The organism is Streptomyces albiaxialis (assembly GCF_039530985.1).
GTDB classification, from domain to species: domain Bacteria; phylum Actinomycetota; class Actinomycetes; order Streptomycetales; family Streptomycetaceae; genus Streptomyces; species Streptomyces albiaxialis.
The window spans coordinates 482,658-499,266 of sequence record NZ_BAAAPE010000002.1 but is presented as its reverse complement, the minus strand read 5'-3'; the positions used below and the strand labels follow the sequence as shown (position 1 = coordinate 499,266).

Sequence of the window (16,609 nt, the reverse complement as noted above, 5' to 3'; positions counted from 1 at the left end):
AACGGGACGCGGCACGCGGCACGGCCGAGGGCCGGGACGCGTGTCCCGGCCCTCGACGCGGCTCCTGAGGTCCCCGACTACTCCGGGGCGGGGCTCAGCAGGTGACCACCTTGCCGTAGGAACCCAGACGCCAGTGCCAGCTCCACGCCTGCCCGTGCTGGTAGGTCAGGCACCGGGAGTCGGGCCCGTGGTCGATGACGACCTTGAGGTGCATGGTCCGGCCGCAGTCGTTCCCGACGGTCACCTTCTTCTCGTGCTTGATGACGTCCCGGCGGACGCACGAGGGCGCGGTGCCCTTGACGGCCGCCTTCGACGCGACAGCCGCCCCACCGGGCGCGGCCGGTGCCGCCGCGGCGGGCCCCGCCGTCAGGGCGGCACCTCCACCGAGGAGCGTCGCGGCGGCGGCGAGCGCGAGAGAGACGCGCGAGGGCTTCTTCATGGACCGGGGTTCCTCTCCGACGACGACACGGACACACCCGGTACTCCGCCTCCGGACGGGGCGTACCGGGCGAACCAGCCTTACCCGCCGCCGAGTCCGCGCACGCCGCGTTCACCCGCCTTGTGGACCTGCGGGAATGACGTACGAATACGCGGGGGCCCAGGGCCCGGCGTCTGAGGCCCGGACGGCGTCACCGCCGCAGTTTCCTCACCACGTACGCCGCGTCCCGCCCCACCCCGCGTACCGAGGCCGAGGCGTTGTTGCGCTGGTACTCCAGTCCGACGAAGCCGAGACCGGGCACGGTCGTGGAGACGCCGCCCCGCTGCAGCGGCACGCCGCTCGCGTCCAGCGCGCCGGTCCCCTCCAGGTACGCCATGTCGGGCCGGTAGCCGGTGGCCAGGACGAGTGCGTCGATACGCTCGCGCGTCCCGTCCGGCCACTCGACCCCGTCCTCGTGCAGCCGGGAGAAGAGCCGGCGGTGGTCCGGATTGCCCGAGGCGAGTGCCGCGCGGTACCGCCCGTCGTCGATGATCGGCATCGACTTCCCGCCCAGCCACCGTCCGATGGGCGCGCTGTCGATCCCCGTACGCGTCAGCCACCAGTGCAGGTCCCTGCCCGCGATCCGCTGCGCCTGCCACCGCAACGGCGCCCGGCTGGCCAGGCTCACCCGCGCGACCCCCGCGAGGTCGGCGGCGATCTGCATCGCGGAGTTACCGCCCCCGACGACCACCACGCGCTGCCTCTCGAACGCGTCCGGCGCGCGGTACTCGGACGAGTGGAGCACCGTACCCGCGAACTCCGCGAGCCCCGGCAGCTCGGGCAGGTGCGGGCGGCCGAAGTACCCGCTGGCGGCGATCACGGCGGACGCCTCGCGCTCCGTCCCGCCCGCCGTGCGGATCGTGAAGCCGCCGCCGGGCGCGGCCTTCACGGCCTCCACCCGCTGCCCGTAGCGCATCTCTTCCTCGAACCGCCGGGCGTACGCCCGCAGATAGCCCGCCACCTCGTCCCGCCGCGGATACCGCTCCCCGTCCCCGGGGAGCCGGGCGCCCGGCAGCGTGGAGAACCGTGCCGGTGAGAACAGCGCCAGGCTGTCGTAGTAGTACGGCCAGGAGCCGACCGCCTCGTCGGAGGCCTCCAGTACGCGGAACGGCAGACGGGCCGCGCGGAGCGCGTGTGCCGCCGCCAGGCCGGACTGACCACCGCCGATGACGATCACAGGATGCGTTGTGTACGGCATGACCTCAGTGTATTGACGTATCTCAAAATAGCAATACGAGGCGGCGGCTAGGCTCTGACCTGGGAAGACGGCGATGGGGGAGCGGGAGGCGGGCGATGGCCACACGGGATGTGCCGGCGGACTCCGGCGACCGGGCCCCGGAACTGCGCCCGGCCACCCACGACTTCCTCAAGGCGCTCGCCCACCCGACCCGCCAGAAGGTGATGCTCCTCTTCGCCCGGGGCGCCGAACTCTCCGTCGGCGAGGTCGCCGAGCAGGCGGGGATCGGCCAGCCCACCGCGTCCCAGCAGCTCGCCCTCCTCCGCCGGGGCGGCATCCTCACGTCCCGCCGCGAGGGCAAGACTGTCCTCTACCGCAGCGACAAGGAGGGTGTCACGACGGCGCTCGCCGACCTCCAGGCGTACCTGCGCGTCTGCTGCTGACCGAGCGGCACGGCATCGGGCCTGTCCGGTCCTGGCGGGCCGCTCGTCGCGGATGTGCTGGAAGCGGCGCCCGGCATCGGCCCCGCGGACCCGCGGGGGCGGCTGCGCCCTTGTCCGTCTTCGCGGACGTCTCCGCGGTCGTCCCTCCGTCCGGGGCTCGTGCTCACTGCCGTGTGGCGCGCAGCCCGTCCAGGAGCAGGCGTAGGCCGAATTCGAAGTGCGCCGCGAAGTCCGTGCTGGTGAGCACCGGCAGGGTGGCGGCGAGGTGGGGGTAGGCCCCGGCCGTCACCGCCTCGTGCAGGCCCCCCGGGTCGGCGGGCGATTCGTTCTCCGGCTGGAGGGCGGCCTGTTCCTCCAGTGTGTGGCCGACGGTGAAGTTGGCCACCGCGTAGAGCGCCCGCGCCGCTTCGCTGTCGCTGAAGCCCGCCTCCCGCAGTACGCCGACGAGGCTCTCGGAGAAGCCCAGGGTGTTCGGGCCGGTCGCGTGCGTACCGGCGAAGACGCGGGCGCCGTCGCGGTGGGCGAGCAGGGCCGTGCGCAGCGCGCGGGCCAGGCGTGCCACCCCCTCGCTCCAGTCGCCGTCCCCCGTCGGCCCGGCGGCGGTCCCGACGCCTTCGACCATGCGCTCGGCCATCGCGGTGAGCAGGTCCTGTTTGGTCGCGAAGTAGCGGTACAGCGCGCTCGCCCGGGCGCCCACCGCGTCGGCGAGGCGGCGCATGGTCAGCGCGTCGAGACCGGACTCGTTCAGCAGGTCGAGCGCGGTCTGGAGGGTGCGGGTCTGGTCGAGCCGCGGGGGACGGCCTCTGGCCGGGCTTGACGGAGAGTTCATGGGGCTGAGTATAGTAATTAGTGAACGCTGTTCATTAATCAAGGGAGACCACTCCGATGGACACCGATGTGATCGTCGTGGGGGCGGGCCCGACCGGGCTGATGCTCGCCTGCGAGCTGGCACTGGCGGGCGTACGGACCCGGGTTCTGGAGCGCCGCACCGAACCGCAGCGCGACTCACGGGCGCTGAGCCTGCACCCGCGCAGCGTGGAACTCATGGACCAGCGGGGGCTGCTCGACCGGTTCCTCCCGCTCGGCCGCCCCGTGCCGGGCTGGCACTTCGCGGGGCTGCCCACGCAGTTGGACTTCAGCGGCCTCGACTCGCGGCACGGCTACACCCTCTTCCTGGCCCAGGCCCGCACCGAGGCGATCCTCGCGGAGCGGGCGCACGAACTGGGCGTGCCGATCATGCGGGGGCACGAGACCCTCGCCGTGAGCCAGGACGCCGACGGGGTCGGGGTGGAGGTGCGCGGCCCCGACGGCGGCACCGGGACCCTGCGCGCCCGGTACGCGGTCGGCTGCGACGGCGGGCGCAGCGTGGTGCGCCGGGACGCGGGGATCGACTTCCCCGGCACCGACGAGACCATGACGGGCGTGCTCGGGGACTTCGCGGTCGTCGACGCGGAGCCGGGCGCCCTCGACGCGGCGCGGGCAGGCGGCACGATCGTCGCGCCGCTGGAAGGAGGTCTCATCCGGTTCGCCTTCATGGATCCGGAGCGGATGCGGGTGCCGGCCCGCGAGCCGGTGACCCTGGAGGAGTTCCGGGAGTCGCTCATCCGCGTCTGCGGCTCCGACTTCGGGGTCGCCGAGCCCCGCTGGCTGTCGCGCTTCGGCAACGCCACCCGGCTCGCGGAGAGCTACCGTTCGGGACGCGTCCTGCTGGCGGGCGACGCCGCGCACATCCACTTCCCCGCGGGCGGGCAGGGGCTCAACACCGGGCTCCAGGACGCCATGAACCTGGGCTGGAAGCTGGCCGCCGAGGTCAACGGCTGGGCCCCGCCCGGGCTGCTGGACAGCTACGACGGGGAGCGCCGTCCGGTCGGCCGGTCCGTCACCGAGAACACCGAGGTCCAGACCCTGCTGGCGGAACTCACGCTCGTCGGGCAGTACCGGCGCCCGGCCGCCGCCCTGCGCAAGCTCCTCGACGAACTGCTGGGCATGCCCGAGGTCAACCGCCGCCTCGCCGGTCAGGTCTCCGCGCTCGGCACGGCCTATCCGCCCACGACTCCGGACGCCGATCCGCTGGTGGGGCGGCGCATGCCCGACGTCGGGCTGACCGTCGCGGGCTCGGAGGCGACGCGGGTGTACGAACTGCTCCACCAGGGGCGCTTCGTACTCCTCGGCCTGGCCGGGGACGCCGTCGACGCGCACCGGGCCCCGTGGGTCACGGGCGTCACCGTCACCAAGCACGACGAACACGCGGACCTCGACGGGGTGACCGAGGTTCTCGTACGCCCCGACGGCCACGTCGCGTGGGCCACGCGTACCACCGACGGCGGCACGCGCACCGACGACCGGGCCCGGGCGCTGACCGCCTGGGCGGGTACGGCTTCCTGAAAGGAGCGGACCATGTCCGTGAACCGCGTCAATCCACCGTCCGTGCACAATCCCTCCGACCAGATCACCCAGGTCGTCACCGTCGACGGAAGACGTCTCGCGCATCTCTCCGGGCAGGTCGCCCAGGACGCGGAGGGACGGCTCGTGGGGCCCGGCGACCACGAGGCCCAGGCGGAACGGATCGCCCGCAACCTCGACGCCTCACTCGCCGCGCTCGGCGCCACCCGGAACGACATCGTCAAAGAGACCGTCTACGTCGTCGGCTACACCCCGGAGCTGCTGCCCGCGATCTTCGGGCCGCTGCGGGCCGGTGTCAGGGAAGCGCCCGCCAGCACGCTCGTCGGCGTGACCTCGCTCTTCGCCCCGGAATACCTCCTCGAGGTCGAGGTGACCGCCGCGCTCCCCGTGGAAGGACGCGGGACACCCGCCTGGAGGGAGGAACAGGATCTCGAAGCGGCGCTCACCCGCCGCGCCTGGGAGGACCCGGACTTCGCCGAGCGACTGGAGCGCGAGCCCGCGAAGGCCCTGGCGTCGATGGGAGTGCACCTGGCCCCGGGGGTCAACGTGCAGGTCAGGCTGCAGAAACGCGACACGCTGTACTACGTCGTCCCGCCCGCGAAGCGGCCGGACGAACCCGACCGGCGTGAGCCCGTGAACCTGATGGACCTGTGGCGCAGCGGGGACAACTTCGTCTGGATGCTGCCCGAACGGCTCAAGACCCAACTGCTGGCCATGCGCCGGAGCTTCCACGAGGCCCGGACCGGCACCACCGCGACGCGGAGCGACCATGAGGCATGACGCAGGCACCGTCCACACACTCCGGCTCGTCAACGACAGCGCCTACCGGGAACGGCTCGTCGCCGACCCGAAAGCGGTGCTGTGCGAGGAGTCGGGCCACAGCCCGAGCGAGGACTTCGCCGTCGAGGCACCGGAACAGCGGGACGACACCCTCGTCATCCTTCTCCCCGCGAAGCCGGAGGACGACGAGGACTTCGGTGAGCGCCTCACCGAGGTGTCCCAGCGCGTGTACGACGTGCTGTTCTCGTCCGGAGTCGGCGGGTTCCTGATCCCCGATGACCGTCTGAAGTGGGTCCTGCGGGACATCCGCTCCTCCTGGGCGGCCAAGGCCGAGTCGGAGGCGTGATGGCCACCTTCGTTCTCGTGCACGGTTCGTGGCTCGGAGGCTGGGCGTGGGAGCGGGTCGCCCCCCGGCTGCGGGCGTCCGGCCACACCGTCCTGTGCCCCTCACTCGCCCTGGCCGGGCCCGGCGTCGGACTGCACACGCATATCGCCGCGGTCGTCGCGCTGATCGACAGACACCGGCTCGCCGACGTGATCCTCGCGGGCCACAGCTACGGAGGCATGGTCATCGCCGGTGCCGGATACGAGCGACCACGGCGCATCCGGCAACTCGTATATCTGGACGCGTTCTTTCCCACCCCCGGCCGGTCCGCCTTCGACCTCCAGCCCGTCCTGCGCGACGCGTGCGACGCCGCTGCCGCCGCCGCTCCGTGGGAGGAGCGGGAGGCATGGCTGATGCCACCCTTCGGCTTCGAGACGATGGGGCTCGCGGCCGCGGACCTGGAGTGGGTGGCCTCCCGGGCACGGCCCATGAACCGCGCCACCCATGAGGAGCCCCTGCCGGACCCCGCGAGCCCAGGCCCTCACCCGCCGGAGACGTACATACGGTTCGAGGCCTCACCCTTCTTCGCCGACGCGGCGGAGACAGCGCTGCGGCGCGGGGCCCGGCACCTGACAGTCCAGGACGCCGGACATATGGCGCCCGTCACCGGCCCCGAACGCCTGTGCGCGGCGCTCGGCCGGACCGTCCATTTCTCCGATCGAGGTGAATCGGCATGACAGACAGAGAAGTCGCGGTGGTCACGGGGACGTCGAGCGGGATCGGCCTGCACACCGCACTCGGCCTGGCACACAAGGGACTGCGCGTCGTGGCGACGATGCGGGACACCGGCCGGTCCGACGCGCTGCGGGCCGAGGCCGCACGTCAGGGCGTGGACCTGACGGTGCGGGCCCTGGACGTCACGGACCTCGACGGGGCCCGCGTCTGCCTGGACGAGGTGACGGCCGAGTTCGGGCCGATCGACGTCCTGGTCAACAACGCAGGCAGCGCCACCTTCGGCACGCTTGAGCAACTGAGCGACGCCGCCCTGCAGAAGCAGCTCGACGTCAACTTCCTGGGCGTCGCCGCGCTCACGCGGCACGTGCTGCCGACGATGCGCGCGTCCGGCGCCGGGCGGGTCGTCACCGTCACGAGCAACGGAGGGGTCGTCCGGGAGCCGTTCCTGGACGCGTACTGCGACCTGGACGGCAGCAAGGTGCTCGGCGCCATGTCCCCCTTGCTCGGTTGAGCCGACAGGGCGCGGCCGTCCAGGTCCGCGAACGCTCAAGCGAGTCCGCTCACGGCGCCGGTTCCGCCGTGTCCGCCGGGCCGGGGCGGTCGGAGGGGCCGATGACGGACCGCGTCATGGCCCTCGCGCTGCCGAGGTAGGCGGCGGGGTCGCAGAGCTGCCGTATCCGCTGTTCACCGAGGACCGCGACGATGTCCAGGTCCTCCGACAGCGCATCGGCGAGGGGCGCCGAGTCCTCCGCGGCCCGGGCGCATAGCGCGGAGACGAGGTGATGGGCGCGCTGTCGGCCGAGGTGGGGCGCGAGGGCCATCATGACGGCCTCGGCCATGATGAGCCCTCCCGTCAGATCGACGTTGGCGCGCATGCGCGCGGTGTCGATCCGCAGCCCGGACACGGCGTGCGAGGCCTGAGCGAGAGACGAGGACAGGAGGAGGAACGCCTCGGGGACGACGGCCCATTCGATGTGCCAGGGGCCCGTGGCGCGCTCGAAGTCCTGAAGCGCCGCGTCCAGCATGGCGGAGGACTTGTCCCGCAGCAGCCGGGCGGCGGCGATCATCAGCTCGCTGGAGATGGGATTGCGTTTCTGCGGCATGGTGGAGCTCGCACCCCGCCCGGGGGCATAGGGCTCCGCCACCTCCGCGAACTCCGTCGAGCACATGAGGGCGAGGTCCGTGCCGATCTTGCCGACGGACGCGCCGACGGCGGCCAGGAGCCCGACGATCGAGGTGAGGCCGTCGCGTGCGACGTGCCAGGTGATCTCCGGGTCCCGCAGGCCCAGTTCCGCGGCGAGCTCCGCCCGTACGCGCAACGCCTCGGGGCCGGGCCCGAGGGAGGCCAGGGTGCCCGCGGCGCCGCCGAACTGCACCATGAGGTCGCGCCGTCGCACCTCGGCGAGGCGTTCCGCGTGCCGGTCCAGCGCGGAGAGCCAGACCGCCGCCCGGTAGCCGAAGGTGAGGGGCAGGGCGTGCTGGAGGTGGGTCCGCCCGGCGGTGACGGTGTCGATGTGCGCGGCGGCCAGGTGGCGCAGCCGTGCGCGGAGTTCGTCGAGCGCGGCGCCGATCAGGGACAGGCCGTCGGCGCATTGCATCATGGTCGCCGTGTCCATGATGTCCTGGGTGGTGGCGCCCCAGTGCAGGTGTCCACCGTCGTCGCCGCACTGTTCGGAGAGCTGGGAGACGAGGGGAAGGACCGGGTAGCCGACGTTGCCGGTCTCGCGGCGCAGCCGTTCACGGTCGAGCCGCCGCGGGTCGCACGCCGCGGCGATGCCGTCCGCGGCGCTCCGGGGGATGACGCCGACACGGGCCTGTGCCCGCGCCAGGGCGACCTCGACGCGGGTCAGCGTCTCCAGGTACGTGTCGTCGCTGAAGACGGTGCGCATCCCGGGCGTTCCGAACATGTCGCGGAACAGCGCGGAGTCGAAGACGGTGCTGCTCATCGGCCCTGCTCCGGTTCCGCGCGGACCTCGGCGACGACGCCGGTCCCGCGCGGGGCGGGCGTGGTGGGCGTCATGTCGACGGCGAGGTACTTCTGCTCCAGGTACTCGTCGATGCCGGTGCTGCCGCCCTCCCGGCCGATGCCGGACTGCTTCATGCCGCCGAAGGGCGCGCTGGGGTCGGACACGTAGCCACGGTTGAGGCCGACCATGCCGGTCTCCAGCCGTTCGCCCATGCGCAGGGCGCGGTGCACGTCCTGGGTGTAGAGGTAGCTGACGAGACCGAACTCGGTGTCGTTGGCCGCGCGGAGCGCCTCGTCCTCGGTGGTGAAGGTCCGGATCGCCGCGACCGGGCCGAAGATCTCCTCGCGGGTGATCCGCGCACCGGCGGGGACCCCGGTGAGGACGGTGGGGGGATAGAAGTAGCCGGGGCCGTCCGGCAGCACCGCGCCCGTCCGTACGCGGGCGCCCGCGGCGACCGTCTCGTCGACCAGGTCGGCGACGCGGCGACGCTGGCGCTCGTCGATCAGCGGTCCGAGGTCGGTGGCCGGGTCGGTGCCGGGACCGAGGGTGAGCGCCTCCATGCGCGCGGTCAGTCGCTCGGTGAACTCCTCGGCGACACCGGCGTGGACGTGGAAGCGGTTGGCGGCGACGCACGCCTCTCCGATGTTGCGCAGCTTGGCGGTCATCGCGCCGTCGACGGCGGCATCGAGGTCGGCGTCCTCGCACACGACGAACGGCGCGTTGCCGCCGAGTTCCATCGAGGTGCGCAGCACGGTCCCGGCGGCCCGGGCGAGGAGGAGACGCCCGACGGGCGTGGATCCGGTGAAGGACAGTTTGCGCAGCCTGCCGTCCCGGAGGAGGGGCTCGGTGACCTCGGCGGCCCGGGTGGTGGGGACGACGTTGAGCACCCCGTCGGGCAGCCCGGCCTCGGCGAGCACCCCGGCGAGCGCCGCCGTCGTGAGCGGTGTCTGCGGCGCCGGCTTGACGACCATGGTGCACCCGGCGGCCACGGCCGGTCCTATCTTGCGGGCGGGCATCGCCAGCGGCGCGTTCCACGGGGTGATCAGCAGACAGGGGCCCACCGGCTGACGGGTGACCAGGACGCGCGCGGTGCCGTCCTCGCTGACCTTCCAGGTGCCGTCGATCCGCACCGCTTCCTCACCGAACCAGCGCAGGTAGTCGGCGGCGTAGCGGACCTCGGCCCGGGACTCGGCCAGTGACTTGCCCATCTCCGCGGTGATCAGTGGCGCGAACTCCTCGACGCGCTCCAGCAGCAGGTCGTGGGCGCGGCGCAGGATCCCGGCCCGGCGGCGGGGCGGAACCGCGGCCCAGCCGGCCTGGGCCGCGTACGCGGCGTCGAGGGCCGCCGCACCGTCCTCCGGCGCGGCGTCGGCGACCTCGCACAGCGCCCGGCCCATGGCCGGGTCGTACACCGCGAACGCGGCGTCCGCCGTCGCGGGCCGCCACCGGCCGGCGATGAACAGCCCCTTCTCCACACGGCCGATGACCTCGTCCGGCGTGATCGTTTCCATGGAACCCTTCTCTCTGGGGTGTGCCGTACGGGCTGGTCCACCGGTGGCGCACGAAGGGCGGAGGGGGAGGGTCCGCCCTTCGTGCGCCGGGTGGTTCGTCAGCGCAGCGCGGCGATCATGTCCTCGGCCAGCCTGGCGCTGGAGGCGGGGTTCTGGCCGGTGAAGAGGTTGCCGTCGATGATGTTGTGCTGCTGGTACGCCGCCCCTTCGACGTGGACCCCGCCCCGCTCCCGCAGCCGGGAGGCGAGCAGCCACGGAGCGCCCTCGGCCGTACCGAAGAGCCGCTCCTCCTCGTCGGTGAACGCCGTCATCCTGCGCCCGGCGAAGAGCCAGTTGCCGTCCTCGTCCTCGGCGCTCAGCAGCGCGGCCGGACCGTGGCAGACCGCGCCGATGGGCTTGCCGTCCTTGTCCGCCTCCGCCAGCAGACGACCCAAGTCGGCGTCCTGGAAGAGGTCGACGACCGGGCCGTGGCCGCCGGGCAGCACCACCGCGACGTAGTCGTCCGTGTCGATCTCGTCGAGCTTTAGCAGCGGGCCGAACTCCTTGAGCGCCTGCTGGGCGTGTGCCACGTGGCGAGCGCACTCCTCGCCCGCGACCGCCGGGTCGGCGCTGTGCTCGTCCAGCGGCTGGAGCACCCCGCCCGGAGAAGCGAAGTCGACCGTGTAACCGGCCTTCACGAACGCCGCGTGCGGGGCGGCCAGCTCCTCCGCCCAGTAACCCGTCGGGTACTTCGATCCGTCGGTGCGCTCCCACACGTCGGCAGCCGACATGACGATGAGAACCCTGTCCTGGTCCTTGTCCTTGCTCGTGTCCTTGCCCTGGCTCATGAGAATTCCTTTTCCGTGGAAAGGCGTGAAGGTGTGATCGCGAAAAGCGTGAAGTCGGCAGAGGGAATGAATGTGTCCCCTGTCCCTCGCCCCGATGAGGACCTGCATTCAGCATGGCCCGCCGCAGGTCGCCGCGGACGCCCATAGCAGGCCCTGCGCGACAGCGGACCCGGAAGACTAGGACTGAGAGAGCCACGCGGGAATCAGCCGCGTCCGCGATACTGGTTGGTATGGCCAACAACAACCGTGAGCTGGGAAACTTCCTGCGGAAGGCCCGCGGTCAAGTGGACCCCGAGCAGGCCGGTCTTCCGCCGGACAGCCGTCCGCGGCGCGTTCCGGGCCTGCGCCGGGAAGAGGTCGCCCGCCTGGCCGGCGTATCGACCGACTACTACACCCGGCTCGAACAGGGGCGTCCGATCTCCCCTTCGCCCGGTGTCGTGGACGCACTCTGCCGCGCCCTGGGCCTCGACCAGGCGGGACGCACCTACCTGCACACGCTCATCGGGGTCACGGACACGCCGTCACGGCGCCGCGGCCGGAGCGTCCAACGGCTCCGCCCAGGCCTCCGCCAGCTCATCGACGCGTTCGACGGCGAACCGGTGCTGGTCCTCGGCCGCCGCAGCGACGTCCTGGGGGCCAACCGGTTGGCCAAGGCGCTGTTCACCGACTTCGACCGGTTGCCCGCCCGGCACCGCAATTACGCGCGCTGGATGTTCCTCAGCGAGGAATCCCGGTCCTTGTTCGTCGACTGGGAGGACCAGGCACGGGCCGCGGTGGAAAACCTGCGTCTGGAGGCGGGGCGGGACCCGGACGACCAGGCGACGAACGATCTCATCGCGGAGCTGCGCGGAAAGAGCGCGGAATTCGACAACTGGTGGGAAAAGCACCGGGTCCACCAGCGCACCCACGGCTCCAAACGGCTCCACCATGCTTTGGTCGGTGAGCTGACGGTGGAGTACGAGACGCTGATCCCGCCGGGAGACGCCGACACCACCCTCTTCATCTACACCGCGGAACCCGGCTCGTCGTCCAGACAGGCCCTCGACCTCCTGGCCATGTGGACCCTCACCGGCGCCGGAACGCCCGCGCCCGGTTCGGCACCCGAACGCGACTGACACACCGACGGCCGACCCACGACCGGAAGGGGCCCTGGAACCGATGGAGCCGAGGGAGCCGATGGAGCCGAGGGAGCGGACGGAGCCGAAGGAGCCGATGGAGCCGAAGGAGCCGAGCGATCTCGTATGGCAGGACGCCGTCGGCCTCGCGAAGCTGATCTCGGCGGGCACGGTGAGCGCCGTCGAGGTGGTGACCGCCCATCTCGACCGAATCGAGGCGGTCGCGGACCGGGTGAACGCCTTTGTGACCGTGCTCGGTGAGCAGGCTCTGCACGCCGCGGCGCGACCGGCCGACGGCCCGCTCGGCGGAGTCCCCTTCACGGTCAAGGACTCTTTCGACACCGCGGGGGTCCCCACCACCCGGGGATCGAGGCTCTTCGCCGACCGGGTGCCCGGCACCGACGCCACCCCGGTGGCCCGTCTCCGGCAGGCCGGGGGCATCCTGCTGGCCAAGACGAACCTGCCGGAGATGTCCTACTGGACCGAGACGGACAACCGCCTCACCGGCAGATCCCTGAACCCCTACGACCCGCGGCGCACTCCCGGAGGCTCCAGCGGCGGCGAGTCCGCGGCCATCGCGAGCGGGCTCTCGCCGCTCGGCATCGGGAGCGACGTCGCCATCTCCGTACGCGGGCCCGCCGCCGACACCGGGATCGCCGCCATCAAGCCCACCCACGGCAGGGTGCCGATGACCGGCCACTTTCCCGCCGTGCCGCGCCGCTGGTGGCACGCGGGACCCATGGCCCGCAGCGTGCGCGACCTGCGCCTGGCGCTCTCCCTCATGGAGGGGCCCGACGGCCACGACCCCTACGCCGTGGCGCGGCCCTCCGCGGACCGCACCCGCGGCGGGGACCGGCTGCGCATCGGCTGGACCACCGCGGCGTTCGGCACGGTCGACCGGCAGGTCGCCGCCACGGTCGCCGCGGCGGCGACGGCGCTGGCCGAGTTGGGGCACGACGTCCGGGAGAGCGAGCTGCCGTGGCTCGCCGAGCGGGACTGCACCCTGCTCTCGGCGACGCTGTTCCCGCCGGAGGTACGGCCCGCCCTGCGCGCGGTCGCCTCCGGCCGCGAGACGGAGGTGCACCCCGTCATCGCGGCCACGCTGGAGTCCGCCGAGGTTCCGCCGGCCGATTACCTCGCCGCCGAACACGAGGTGGAGCGACTCCGCGCGCGATTCGCCGCGTGGTTCGCCGATCACGACGTCCTGCTCTGCCCCGTAACGCCCTTTCCCGCGCCGCCTCATGGCCGCGGCCGACTCGACGTGGACGGGGTCTCCCTGCCGGCACGCGCGGTGATGCGGGCGACCGTACCGTTCAATCTGACCGGCCTGCCCGCCGTCGCGCTCCCCTTCGGCGTCACGGACGACGGCCTGCCGCTCGGGGTCCAGTTGGTCAGCCGGTGGTGGGCCGACGCCCTCCTCCTCGACGTCGCGGAGGGCCTGGAGAAGGTCAGCCCCGTCCACGGCCGCCGACCCGCCTTCTGAGGGGGCGTCCCCTCCCTGTCCGTAGACCACGGAGCGGGCCGGCGGTCGGTCGTCAGGCAGTTGTCCGGCGATCGTCAGGCGGCAGCCCGTGCGGCGAAGGCCGGGCCGAGAGTGCGGGCGTGGTCATGGGCGGCCGTCATGGATGCCTCGTGCAGGGGGAGGAGCGAGGCGAGGGCCGGGGCGTGGGGAGCCATGGTCAGCTCGGGGGTCACGGTGGTGACGTCCAGGCCGAGGAGATCCTCGTGGCCCAGGACGGTCTCCAGCGTGGGCACCAGGTAGTCCAGGCCCTCTCTCGGAGCGCCGGGGGCATAACTGCCGCCCCGGGCGGACACCAGCAGGGCCGGGCGGCCCGCGGCGGGGGAGGCGCCTTCGTGGCTGAAGGTGCGGTCCCTGACGACGATCTGGTCCAGCCACGCCTTGAACACCGACGGCATGGACAGGTTGTACATCGGTACCGAGAACAGGTACGCGCCCGCGCCGAGGAACTCCTCGATCAGCTCGTCCTGCAGTGCCCGGGCCTTGGCCTGCTCGGGGGTGTGCCGGTCCGGGTCGGTGTCGCGGGCGGTGATGCCCGCCGCCGTCAGGTGCGGCACCGGTGAGGCGGCCAGGTCGCGGTGGACGACCGGGCCCTGCCACCGGCCGCGGAAGGACTGGGCGACCCGGCGGGATACGGAGTCCTCGCCGAGCGAGGAGGAGTCGATGTGCAGCAGGTACGACATGGCGTTGCCTTCCTGGGAGATGAGGGCGCGGGGTCAGGAGCGGCACACCCGTCGGGGCCGGGCCTGACCTCCAATTCCTACGAATTGTTCGTAGCGCCATGATGCGCCAGTATGGAAGCCCGTACAAAAGGCACACGGATGTGCGCGACGGAGAGGAATGGGCGCCATGCAGGACAGCACCGATACGGAGATGGCGGCCGCGGCCGGGCCGTGCGCGAGCATCCCCGCCGAGCACATGGCCTTCATCCGGCAGGTGCTGGACCGGGTCGGCGACAAGTGGAGCATGCTGATCATCGCCGTCCTGGAGAACGGCCCCTTGCGCTACACCGACCTCCAGCGCCGCATCCCCGGCATCTCCCAGCGCATGCTCACGCACACGCTGCGCCAGCTCGTCGAGGACGGCTTGATCACGCGCACCGCCTACGCCGAGGTCCCTCCGCGCGTGGAGTACGCCCTCGCCCCGCTCGGCCGCGGCCTGCACGAGATCGCCATGCGGCTCATCGGCTGGGCCGCGGACCACCACGGAGAGATCCTCGCCCACCGCTCCCGGGCGGCCGAGCGCGACTGACCGGCCCGGAGCGGGAGTTCGCCGTGGGGACCACGGACACCGGCGTGTTCCCCACGACGTGGTCCCCGGCGGTTCTTCGGCTAGGCGTAGAAGGAGCTGTCACCGCCGAGGCGGACAGCGTCGTAGTAGGTCTGGGCGGCCCCGTAGCAGGCGGTGTGCCGGATCGGATCGGGCCTCTTCTTGTCGCACGTACGCTGCATCTCCTCCAGGAACCTGGTGTCGATCGCCTTCTTGCGGCCGGGGGTCGGGTCGAGGCTCAGACCGCGCGCGTGGCTGCCGTAGTTCCGGTAGCCGAAGTCGTGCAGCGCGCACGCCGGGGTGAAGAGCTTCATGTACGGGGCCATTCCGCCCGGCACCGAGCAGCCGTCCGTGGTCCAGTCGAAGGGCGGCGTGTGCTCCGTCGTCGCGAACTCCTCGGCCGGGAGCGCCATGATCCGGTCGGCTTTCCGGACCAGTTCGGGGCTGCTCTCCGCGGTGGCGACCCCCGCTCCGCCGAGGAGCGTGGTCAGGGACAGGGCGGCGGTCGCGAGAGCGAGGCGTGCGCGCATGGGCGGTCCTTCCTGGCGCCGGCCCGGACGTTCCGGGCCGCCAGAAAGTTGTCCGCGCCCCTCGTCGACCAGTCGCGATGCCCTACCCGTTCCCCCGGACGAAGGACGCGCCCCTCTCACGACCTGACCGAGGGATGGGCCCTGAGTGATCCGCCTTGAGTGATCTGCCTTGAGTGATCTGCCTCACGTCCTGTCACAGCCTCCGATGACGCGGTGACGTATGGCCGAACACCCGTGATCGGAGGAGGCACCATGGCGGGGAACACGCAGGTGGTTGTGATCGGTGGCGGATACGCGGGCGTGATGGCCGCGAACCGGCTGACGGGGCGCGACGACGTGACCGTGACGCTGGTCAATCCGCGTCCGGAACTGGTCCACCGGGTCCGCCTGCACCAGTTGGTGGGCGGGACCGACGACGCGGTCGTCGCCTTCCAGGACGTCCTGGCCGGAGGCGTCCGGCTGGTGGTCGACACCGCCACCCGGATCGACGCGGCCGGGCGCGGCGTGACGCTCGCGTCCGGCGGCACGCTCGCCTACGACTACCTGATCTACGCGGCGGGCAGCGTCAGCGCCGCACCGAGCGTGCCCGGGGCGGCCGAGTTCGCCTACCCGGCGGCCACCCTGGAGGAGGCGCGGCGGCTGCGTACGGCCCTCGGCGCCGTGCCCGCGACGGCCGCGGTGACGGTCGTGGGCGCGGGCCCCGCCGGGATCGAGACCGCCGCCGAACTGGCGGAGGAGGGACGCCGGGTGACCCTGGTCTGCGGCGGCGTCCTCGGCCCGTATCTGCACACCCGGGGCAGGCGCTCGGTCGCCAAGTGGCTCGCCCGGCTCGGGGTGACGGTCGTCGACGGCCCGGACACGACGGTGACGGCGGTGTCCCGCGATGCCGTGCGGCTCGCCGACGGCCGCGAGGTGCCGGGCGAGGTGACCGTCTGGACCGCCGGTTTCGGCGTCCCGGACCTGGCCGCGCGCAGCGGACTGAGCGTCGACGCCGCGGGCCGCCTGCTCACGGACGAGACACTGACGAGCGTGGACGACCCGCGTGTCCTCGCGGCCGGGGACTCGGCGGCCCCGTCCGGCGTGCCGCTGCGGATGAGCTGCCTGAACGCGACCCCGCTGGGCGCGCGGGCCGCCGACACGGTGCTCAGCCGGCTCGCCGGTGAGGAGCCGGACCACCTCCACCAGGGCCTCTACGCCCAGTGCGTCAGCGTGGGGCGCGGGGCGGGTATCTACCAGTTCGCCAACCGGTCCGACGTCGCGGTGTGGCTGCACATCGGAGACGGCCTGGGTGCCAGGATCAAGGAACTGGTGTGCGAGGGCATCCCCAAGCACCTCTCCGGAGAGGCACGCAAGCCCGGTTCGTACCGCCTGCACCGGACGCCGGGCGGTATCGCGAAGCGGCGGCAGTCACTGCGCGCCCACCGCGACGAGGCCCCGGCCGCCGCCGACCGGACGGCCTGAGCGCCACCGGCACCGGCACCGGCACCGGCACCGGCTCCGCGCGCGGTGAAGAGGAGAAGGAACGAGAGT

18 protein-coding genes are annotated in these 16,609 nt (G+C 72.5%); 10 read left to right on the top strand and 8 right to left on the bottom strand.

The features are described from left to right. Positions 1–94: 94 nt before the first annotated feature. Positions 95–439 (bottom strand): hypothetical protein, encoded by a 345-nt coding sequence (locus ABD343_RS07230; protein WP_344525248.1) that lies wholly within the window; start codon positions 437–439, stop codon positions 95–97. Between the two features lie 190 nt (positions 440–629). Beyond that, complete coding sequence (locus ABD343_RS07225) at positions 630–1,676, bottom strand: flavin-containing monooxygenase (protein WP_344525246.1); 1,047 nt, start codon at positions 1,674–1,676, stop codon at positions 630–632. Between the two features lie 95 nt (positions 1,677–1,771). Here ABD343_RS07225 and ABD343_RS07220 point away from each other — a divergent pair, with 95 nt between their 5' ends. Further along, positions 1,772–2,098 (top strand): ArsR/SmtB family transcription factor, encoded by a 327-nt coding sequence (locus ABD343_RS07220; RefSeq protein ID WP_344525244.1) that lies wholly within the window; start codon positions 1,772–1,774, stop codon positions 2,096–2,098. Positions 2,099–2,261: 163 nt separating this feature from the next. Here the strand turns inward: ABD343_RS07220 and ABD343_RS07215 are convergent, their stop codons facing one another. Beyond that, positions 2,262–2,927, bottom strand: a complete 666-nt coding sequence (locus ABD343_RS07215; RefSeq protein WP_344525242.1) for a TetR/AcrR family transcriptional regulator — start codon at positions 2,925–2,927, stop codon at positions 2,262–2,264. A gap of 56 nt (positions 2,928–2,983) precedes the next feature. Here ABD343_RS07215 and ABD343_RS07210 point away from each other — a divergent pair, with 56 nt between their 5' ends. From ABD343_RS07210 to ABD343_RS07190, 5 genes are read left to right on the top strand one after another with little or no spacing between them, the layout of a single operon-like run. Continuing rightward, positions 2,984–4,483, top strand: coding sequence for a monooxygenase (locus ABD343_RS07210; RefSeq protein ID WP_344525240.1), 1,500 nt, complete (start codon positions 2,984–2,986; stop codon positions 4,481–4,483). Between the two features lie 12 nt (positions 4,484–4,495). Next, a complete protein-coding gene (locus ABD343_RS07205) occupies positions 4,496–5,281 on the top strand; it encodes a Rid family hydrolase (protein WP_344525238.1) in 786 nt (261 codons plus the stop codon). Continuing rightward, positions 5,271–5,627: a hypothetical protein gene (locus ABD343_RS07200; protein ID WP_344525236.1), complete on the top strand. Its 357-nt coding sequence runs from the start codon at positions 5,271–5,273 to the stop codon at positions 5,625–5,627. The genes ABD343_RS07205 and ABD343_RS07200 overlap by 11 nt, the downstream gene beginning before the upstream one ends. After that, positions 5,627–6,343: an alpha/beta fold hydrolase gene (locus ABD343_RS07195; protein WP_344525234.1), complete on the top strand. Its 717-nt coding sequence runs from the start codon at positions 5,627–5,629 to the stop codon at positions 6,341–6,343. Before ABD343_RS07200 ends, ABD343_RS07195 begins: the two co-directional genes overlap by 1 nt. Next, entirely contained in the window at positions 6,340–6,852 is a 513-nt protein-coding gene (locus ABD343_RS07190) for an SDR family NAD(P)-dependent oxidoreductase (protein WP_344525232.1), read from the top strand. The genes ABD343_RS07195 and ABD343_RS07190 overlap by 4 nt, the downstream gene beginning before the upstream one ends. A gap of 49 nt (positions 6,853–6,901) precedes the next feature. Here the strand turns inward: ABD343_RS07190 and ABD343_RS07185 are convergent, their stop codons facing one another. The 3 genes from ABD343_RS07185 to ABD343_RS07175 form a co-directional block, all read right to left on the bottom strand. Then, positions 6,902–8,287: a class-II fumarase/aspartase family protein gene (locus ABD343_RS07185; protein ID WP_344525230.1), complete on the bottom strand. Its 1,386-nt coding sequence runs from the start codon at positions 8,285–8,287 to the stop codon at positions 6,902–6,904. Further along, positions 8,284–9,819 (bottom strand): NAD-dependent succinate-semialdehyde dehydrogenase, encoded by a 1,536-nt coding sequence (locus ABD343_RS07180; RefSeq protein WP_344525228.1) that lies wholly within the window; start codon positions 9,817–9,819, stop codon positions 8,284–8,286. The genes ABD343_RS07185 and ABD343_RS07180 overlap by 4 nt, the downstream gene beginning before the upstream one ends. 98 nt (positions 9,820–9,917) lie before the next feature. Continuing rightward, positions 9,918–10,646: a type 1 glutamine amidotransferase domain-containing protein gene (locus tag ABD343_RS07175; protein WP_344525226.1), complete on the bottom strand. Its 729-nt coding sequence runs from the start codon at positions 10,644–10,646 to the stop codon at positions 9,918–9,920. Between the two features lie 230 nt (positions 10,647–10,876). On the opposite strand from ABD343_RS07175, the gene ABD343_RS07170 reads away from it, so the two are divergent. Together ABD343_RS07170 and ABD343_RS07165 are read left to right on the top strand one after the other, a co-directional pair. Continuing rightward, entirely contained in the window at positions 10,877–11,761 is an 885-nt protein-coding gene (locus ABD343_RS07170) for a helix-turn-helix transcriptional regulator (protein WP_344525224.1), read from the top strand. A gap of 43 nt (positions 11,762–11,804) precedes the next feature. Next, on the top strand, positions 11,805–13,244 hold the full coding sequence (locus ABD343_RS07165) for an amidase (protein ID WP_344525222.1): 1,440 nt from the start codon (positions 11,805–11,807) through the stop codon (positions 13,242–13,244). Between the two features lie 74 nt (positions 13,245–13,318). Here the strand turns inward: ABD343_RS07165 and ABD343_RS07160 are convergent, their stop codons facing one another. Next, positions 13,319–13,963, bottom strand: coding sequence for an FMN-dependent NADH-azoreductase (locus ABD343_RS07160; protein ID WP_344525220.1), 645 nt, complete (start codon positions 13,961–13,963; stop codon positions 13,319–13,321). A gap of 157 nt (positions 13,964–14,120) precedes the next feature. Between ABD343_RS07160 and ABD343_RS07155 the strand changes: the two genes are divergently transcribed. Next, positions 14,121–14,531 carry a winged helix-turn-helix transcriptional regulator gene (locus ABD343_RS07155; protein ID WP_344525218.1) on the top strand — a complete coding sequence of 137 codons (411 nt, stop codon included), beginning with the start codon at positions 14,121–14,123 and terminating at the stop codon, positions 14,529–14,531. An 80-nt stretch (positions 14,532–14,611) separates the two neighbouring features. Here the strand turns inward: ABD343_RS07155 and ABD343_RS07150 are convergent, their stop codons facing one another. Continuing rightward, the gene (locus ABD343_RS07150) at positions 14,612–15,079 is read right to left on the bottom strand and encodes a phospholipase A2 (protein ID WP_344525216.1); all 468 of its coding nucleotides are present in this window, start codon (positions 15,077–15,079) and stop codon (positions 14,612–14,614) included. A gap of 252 nt (positions 15,080–15,331) precedes the next feature. Here ABD343_RS07150 and ABD343_RS07145 point away from each other — a divergent pair, with 252 nt between their 5' ends. Beyond that, complete coding sequence (locus tag ABD343_RS07145) at positions 15,332–16,540, top strand: NAD(P)/FAD-dependent oxidoreductase (RefSeq protein ID WP_344525214.1); 1,209 nt, start codon at positions 15,332–15,334, stop codon at positions 16,538–16,540. The last annotated feature ends 69 nt before the right edge of the window (positions 16,541–16,609 follow it).

What these genes read in the sequence shown, in the direction of transcription:
- ABD343_RS07230 (WP_344525248.1), bottom strand. Translation starts at nt 439, where the DNA reads ATGAAGAAGCCCTCGCGCGTCTCTCTCGCGCTCGCCGCCGCCGCGACG.
- ABD343_RS07225 (WP_344525246.1), bottom strand. Translation starts at nt 1,676, where the DNA reads ATGCCGTACACAACGCATCCTGTGATCGTCATCGGCGGTGGTCAGTCC.
- ABD343_RS07220 (WP_344525244.1), top strand. Translation starts at nt 1,772, where the DNA reads ATGGCCACACGGGATGTGCCGGCGGACTCCGGCGACCGGGCCCCGGAA.
- ABD343_RS07215 (WP_344525242.1), bottom strand. Translation starts at nt 2,927, where the DNA reads ATGAACTCTCCGTCAAGCCCGGCCAGAGGCCGTCCCCCGCGGCTCGAC.
- ABD343_RS07210 (WP_344525240.1), top strand. Translation starts at nt 2,984, where the DNA reads ATGGACACCGATGTGATCGTCGTGGGGGCGGGCCCGACCGGGCTGATG.
- ABD343_RS07205 (WP_344525238.1), top strand. Translation starts at nt 4,496, where the DNA reads ATGTCCGTGAACCGCGTCAATCCACCGTCCGTGCACAATCCCTCCGAC.
- ABD343_RS07200 (WP_344525236.1), top strand. Translation starts at nt 5,271, where the DNA reads ATGAGGCATGACGCAGGCACCGTCCACACACTCCGGCTCGTCAACGAC.
- ABD343_RS07195 (WP_344525234.1), top strand. Translation starts at nt 5,627, where the DNA reads ATGGCCACCTTCGTTCTCGTGCACGGTTCGTGGCTCGGAGGCTGGGCG.
- ABD343_RS07190 (WP_344525232.1), top strand. Translation starts at nt 6,340, where the DNA reads ATGACAGACAGAGAAGTCGCGGTGGTCACGGGGACGTCGAGCGGGATC.
- ABD343_RS07185 (WP_344525230.1), bottom strand. Translation starts at nt 8,287, where the DNA reads ATGAGCAGCACCGTCTTCGACTCCGCGCTGTTCCGCGACATGTTCGGA.
- ABD343_RS07180 (WP_344525228.1), bottom strand. Translation starts at nt 9,819, where the DNA reads ATGGAAACGATCACGCCGGACGAGGTCATCGGCCGTGTGGAGAAGGGG.
- ABD343_RS07175 (WP_344525226.1), bottom strand. Translation starts at nt 10,646, where the DNA reads ATGAGCCAGGGCAAGGACACGAGCAAGGACAAGGACCAGGACAGGGTT.
- ABD343_RS07170 (WP_344525224.1), top strand. Translation starts at nt 10,877, where the DNA reads ATGGCCAACAACAACCGTGAGCTGGGAAACTTCCTGCGGAAGGCCCGC.
- ABD343_RS07165 (WP_344525222.1), top strand. Translation starts at nt 11,805, where the DNA reads ATGGAGCCGAGGGAGCCGATGGAGCCGAGGGAGCGGACGGAGCCGAAG.
- ABD343_RS07160 (WP_344525220.1), bottom strand. Translation starts at nt 13,963, where the DNA reads ATGTCGTACCTGCTGCACATCGACTCCTCCTCGCTCGGCGAGGACTCC.
- ABD343_RS07155 (WP_344525218.1), top strand. Translation starts at nt 14,121, where the DNA reads ATGGGCGCCATGCAGGACAGCACCGATACGGAGATGGCGGCCGCGGCC.
- ABD343_RS07150 (WP_344525216.1), bottom strand. Translation starts at nt 15,079, where the DNA reads ATGCGCGCACGCCTCGCTCTCGCGACCGCCGCCCTGTCCCTGACCACG.
- ABD343_RS07145 (WP_344525214.1), top strand. Translation starts at nt 15,332, where the DNA reads ATGGCGGGGAACACGCAGGTGGTTGTGATCGGTGGCGGATACGCGGGC.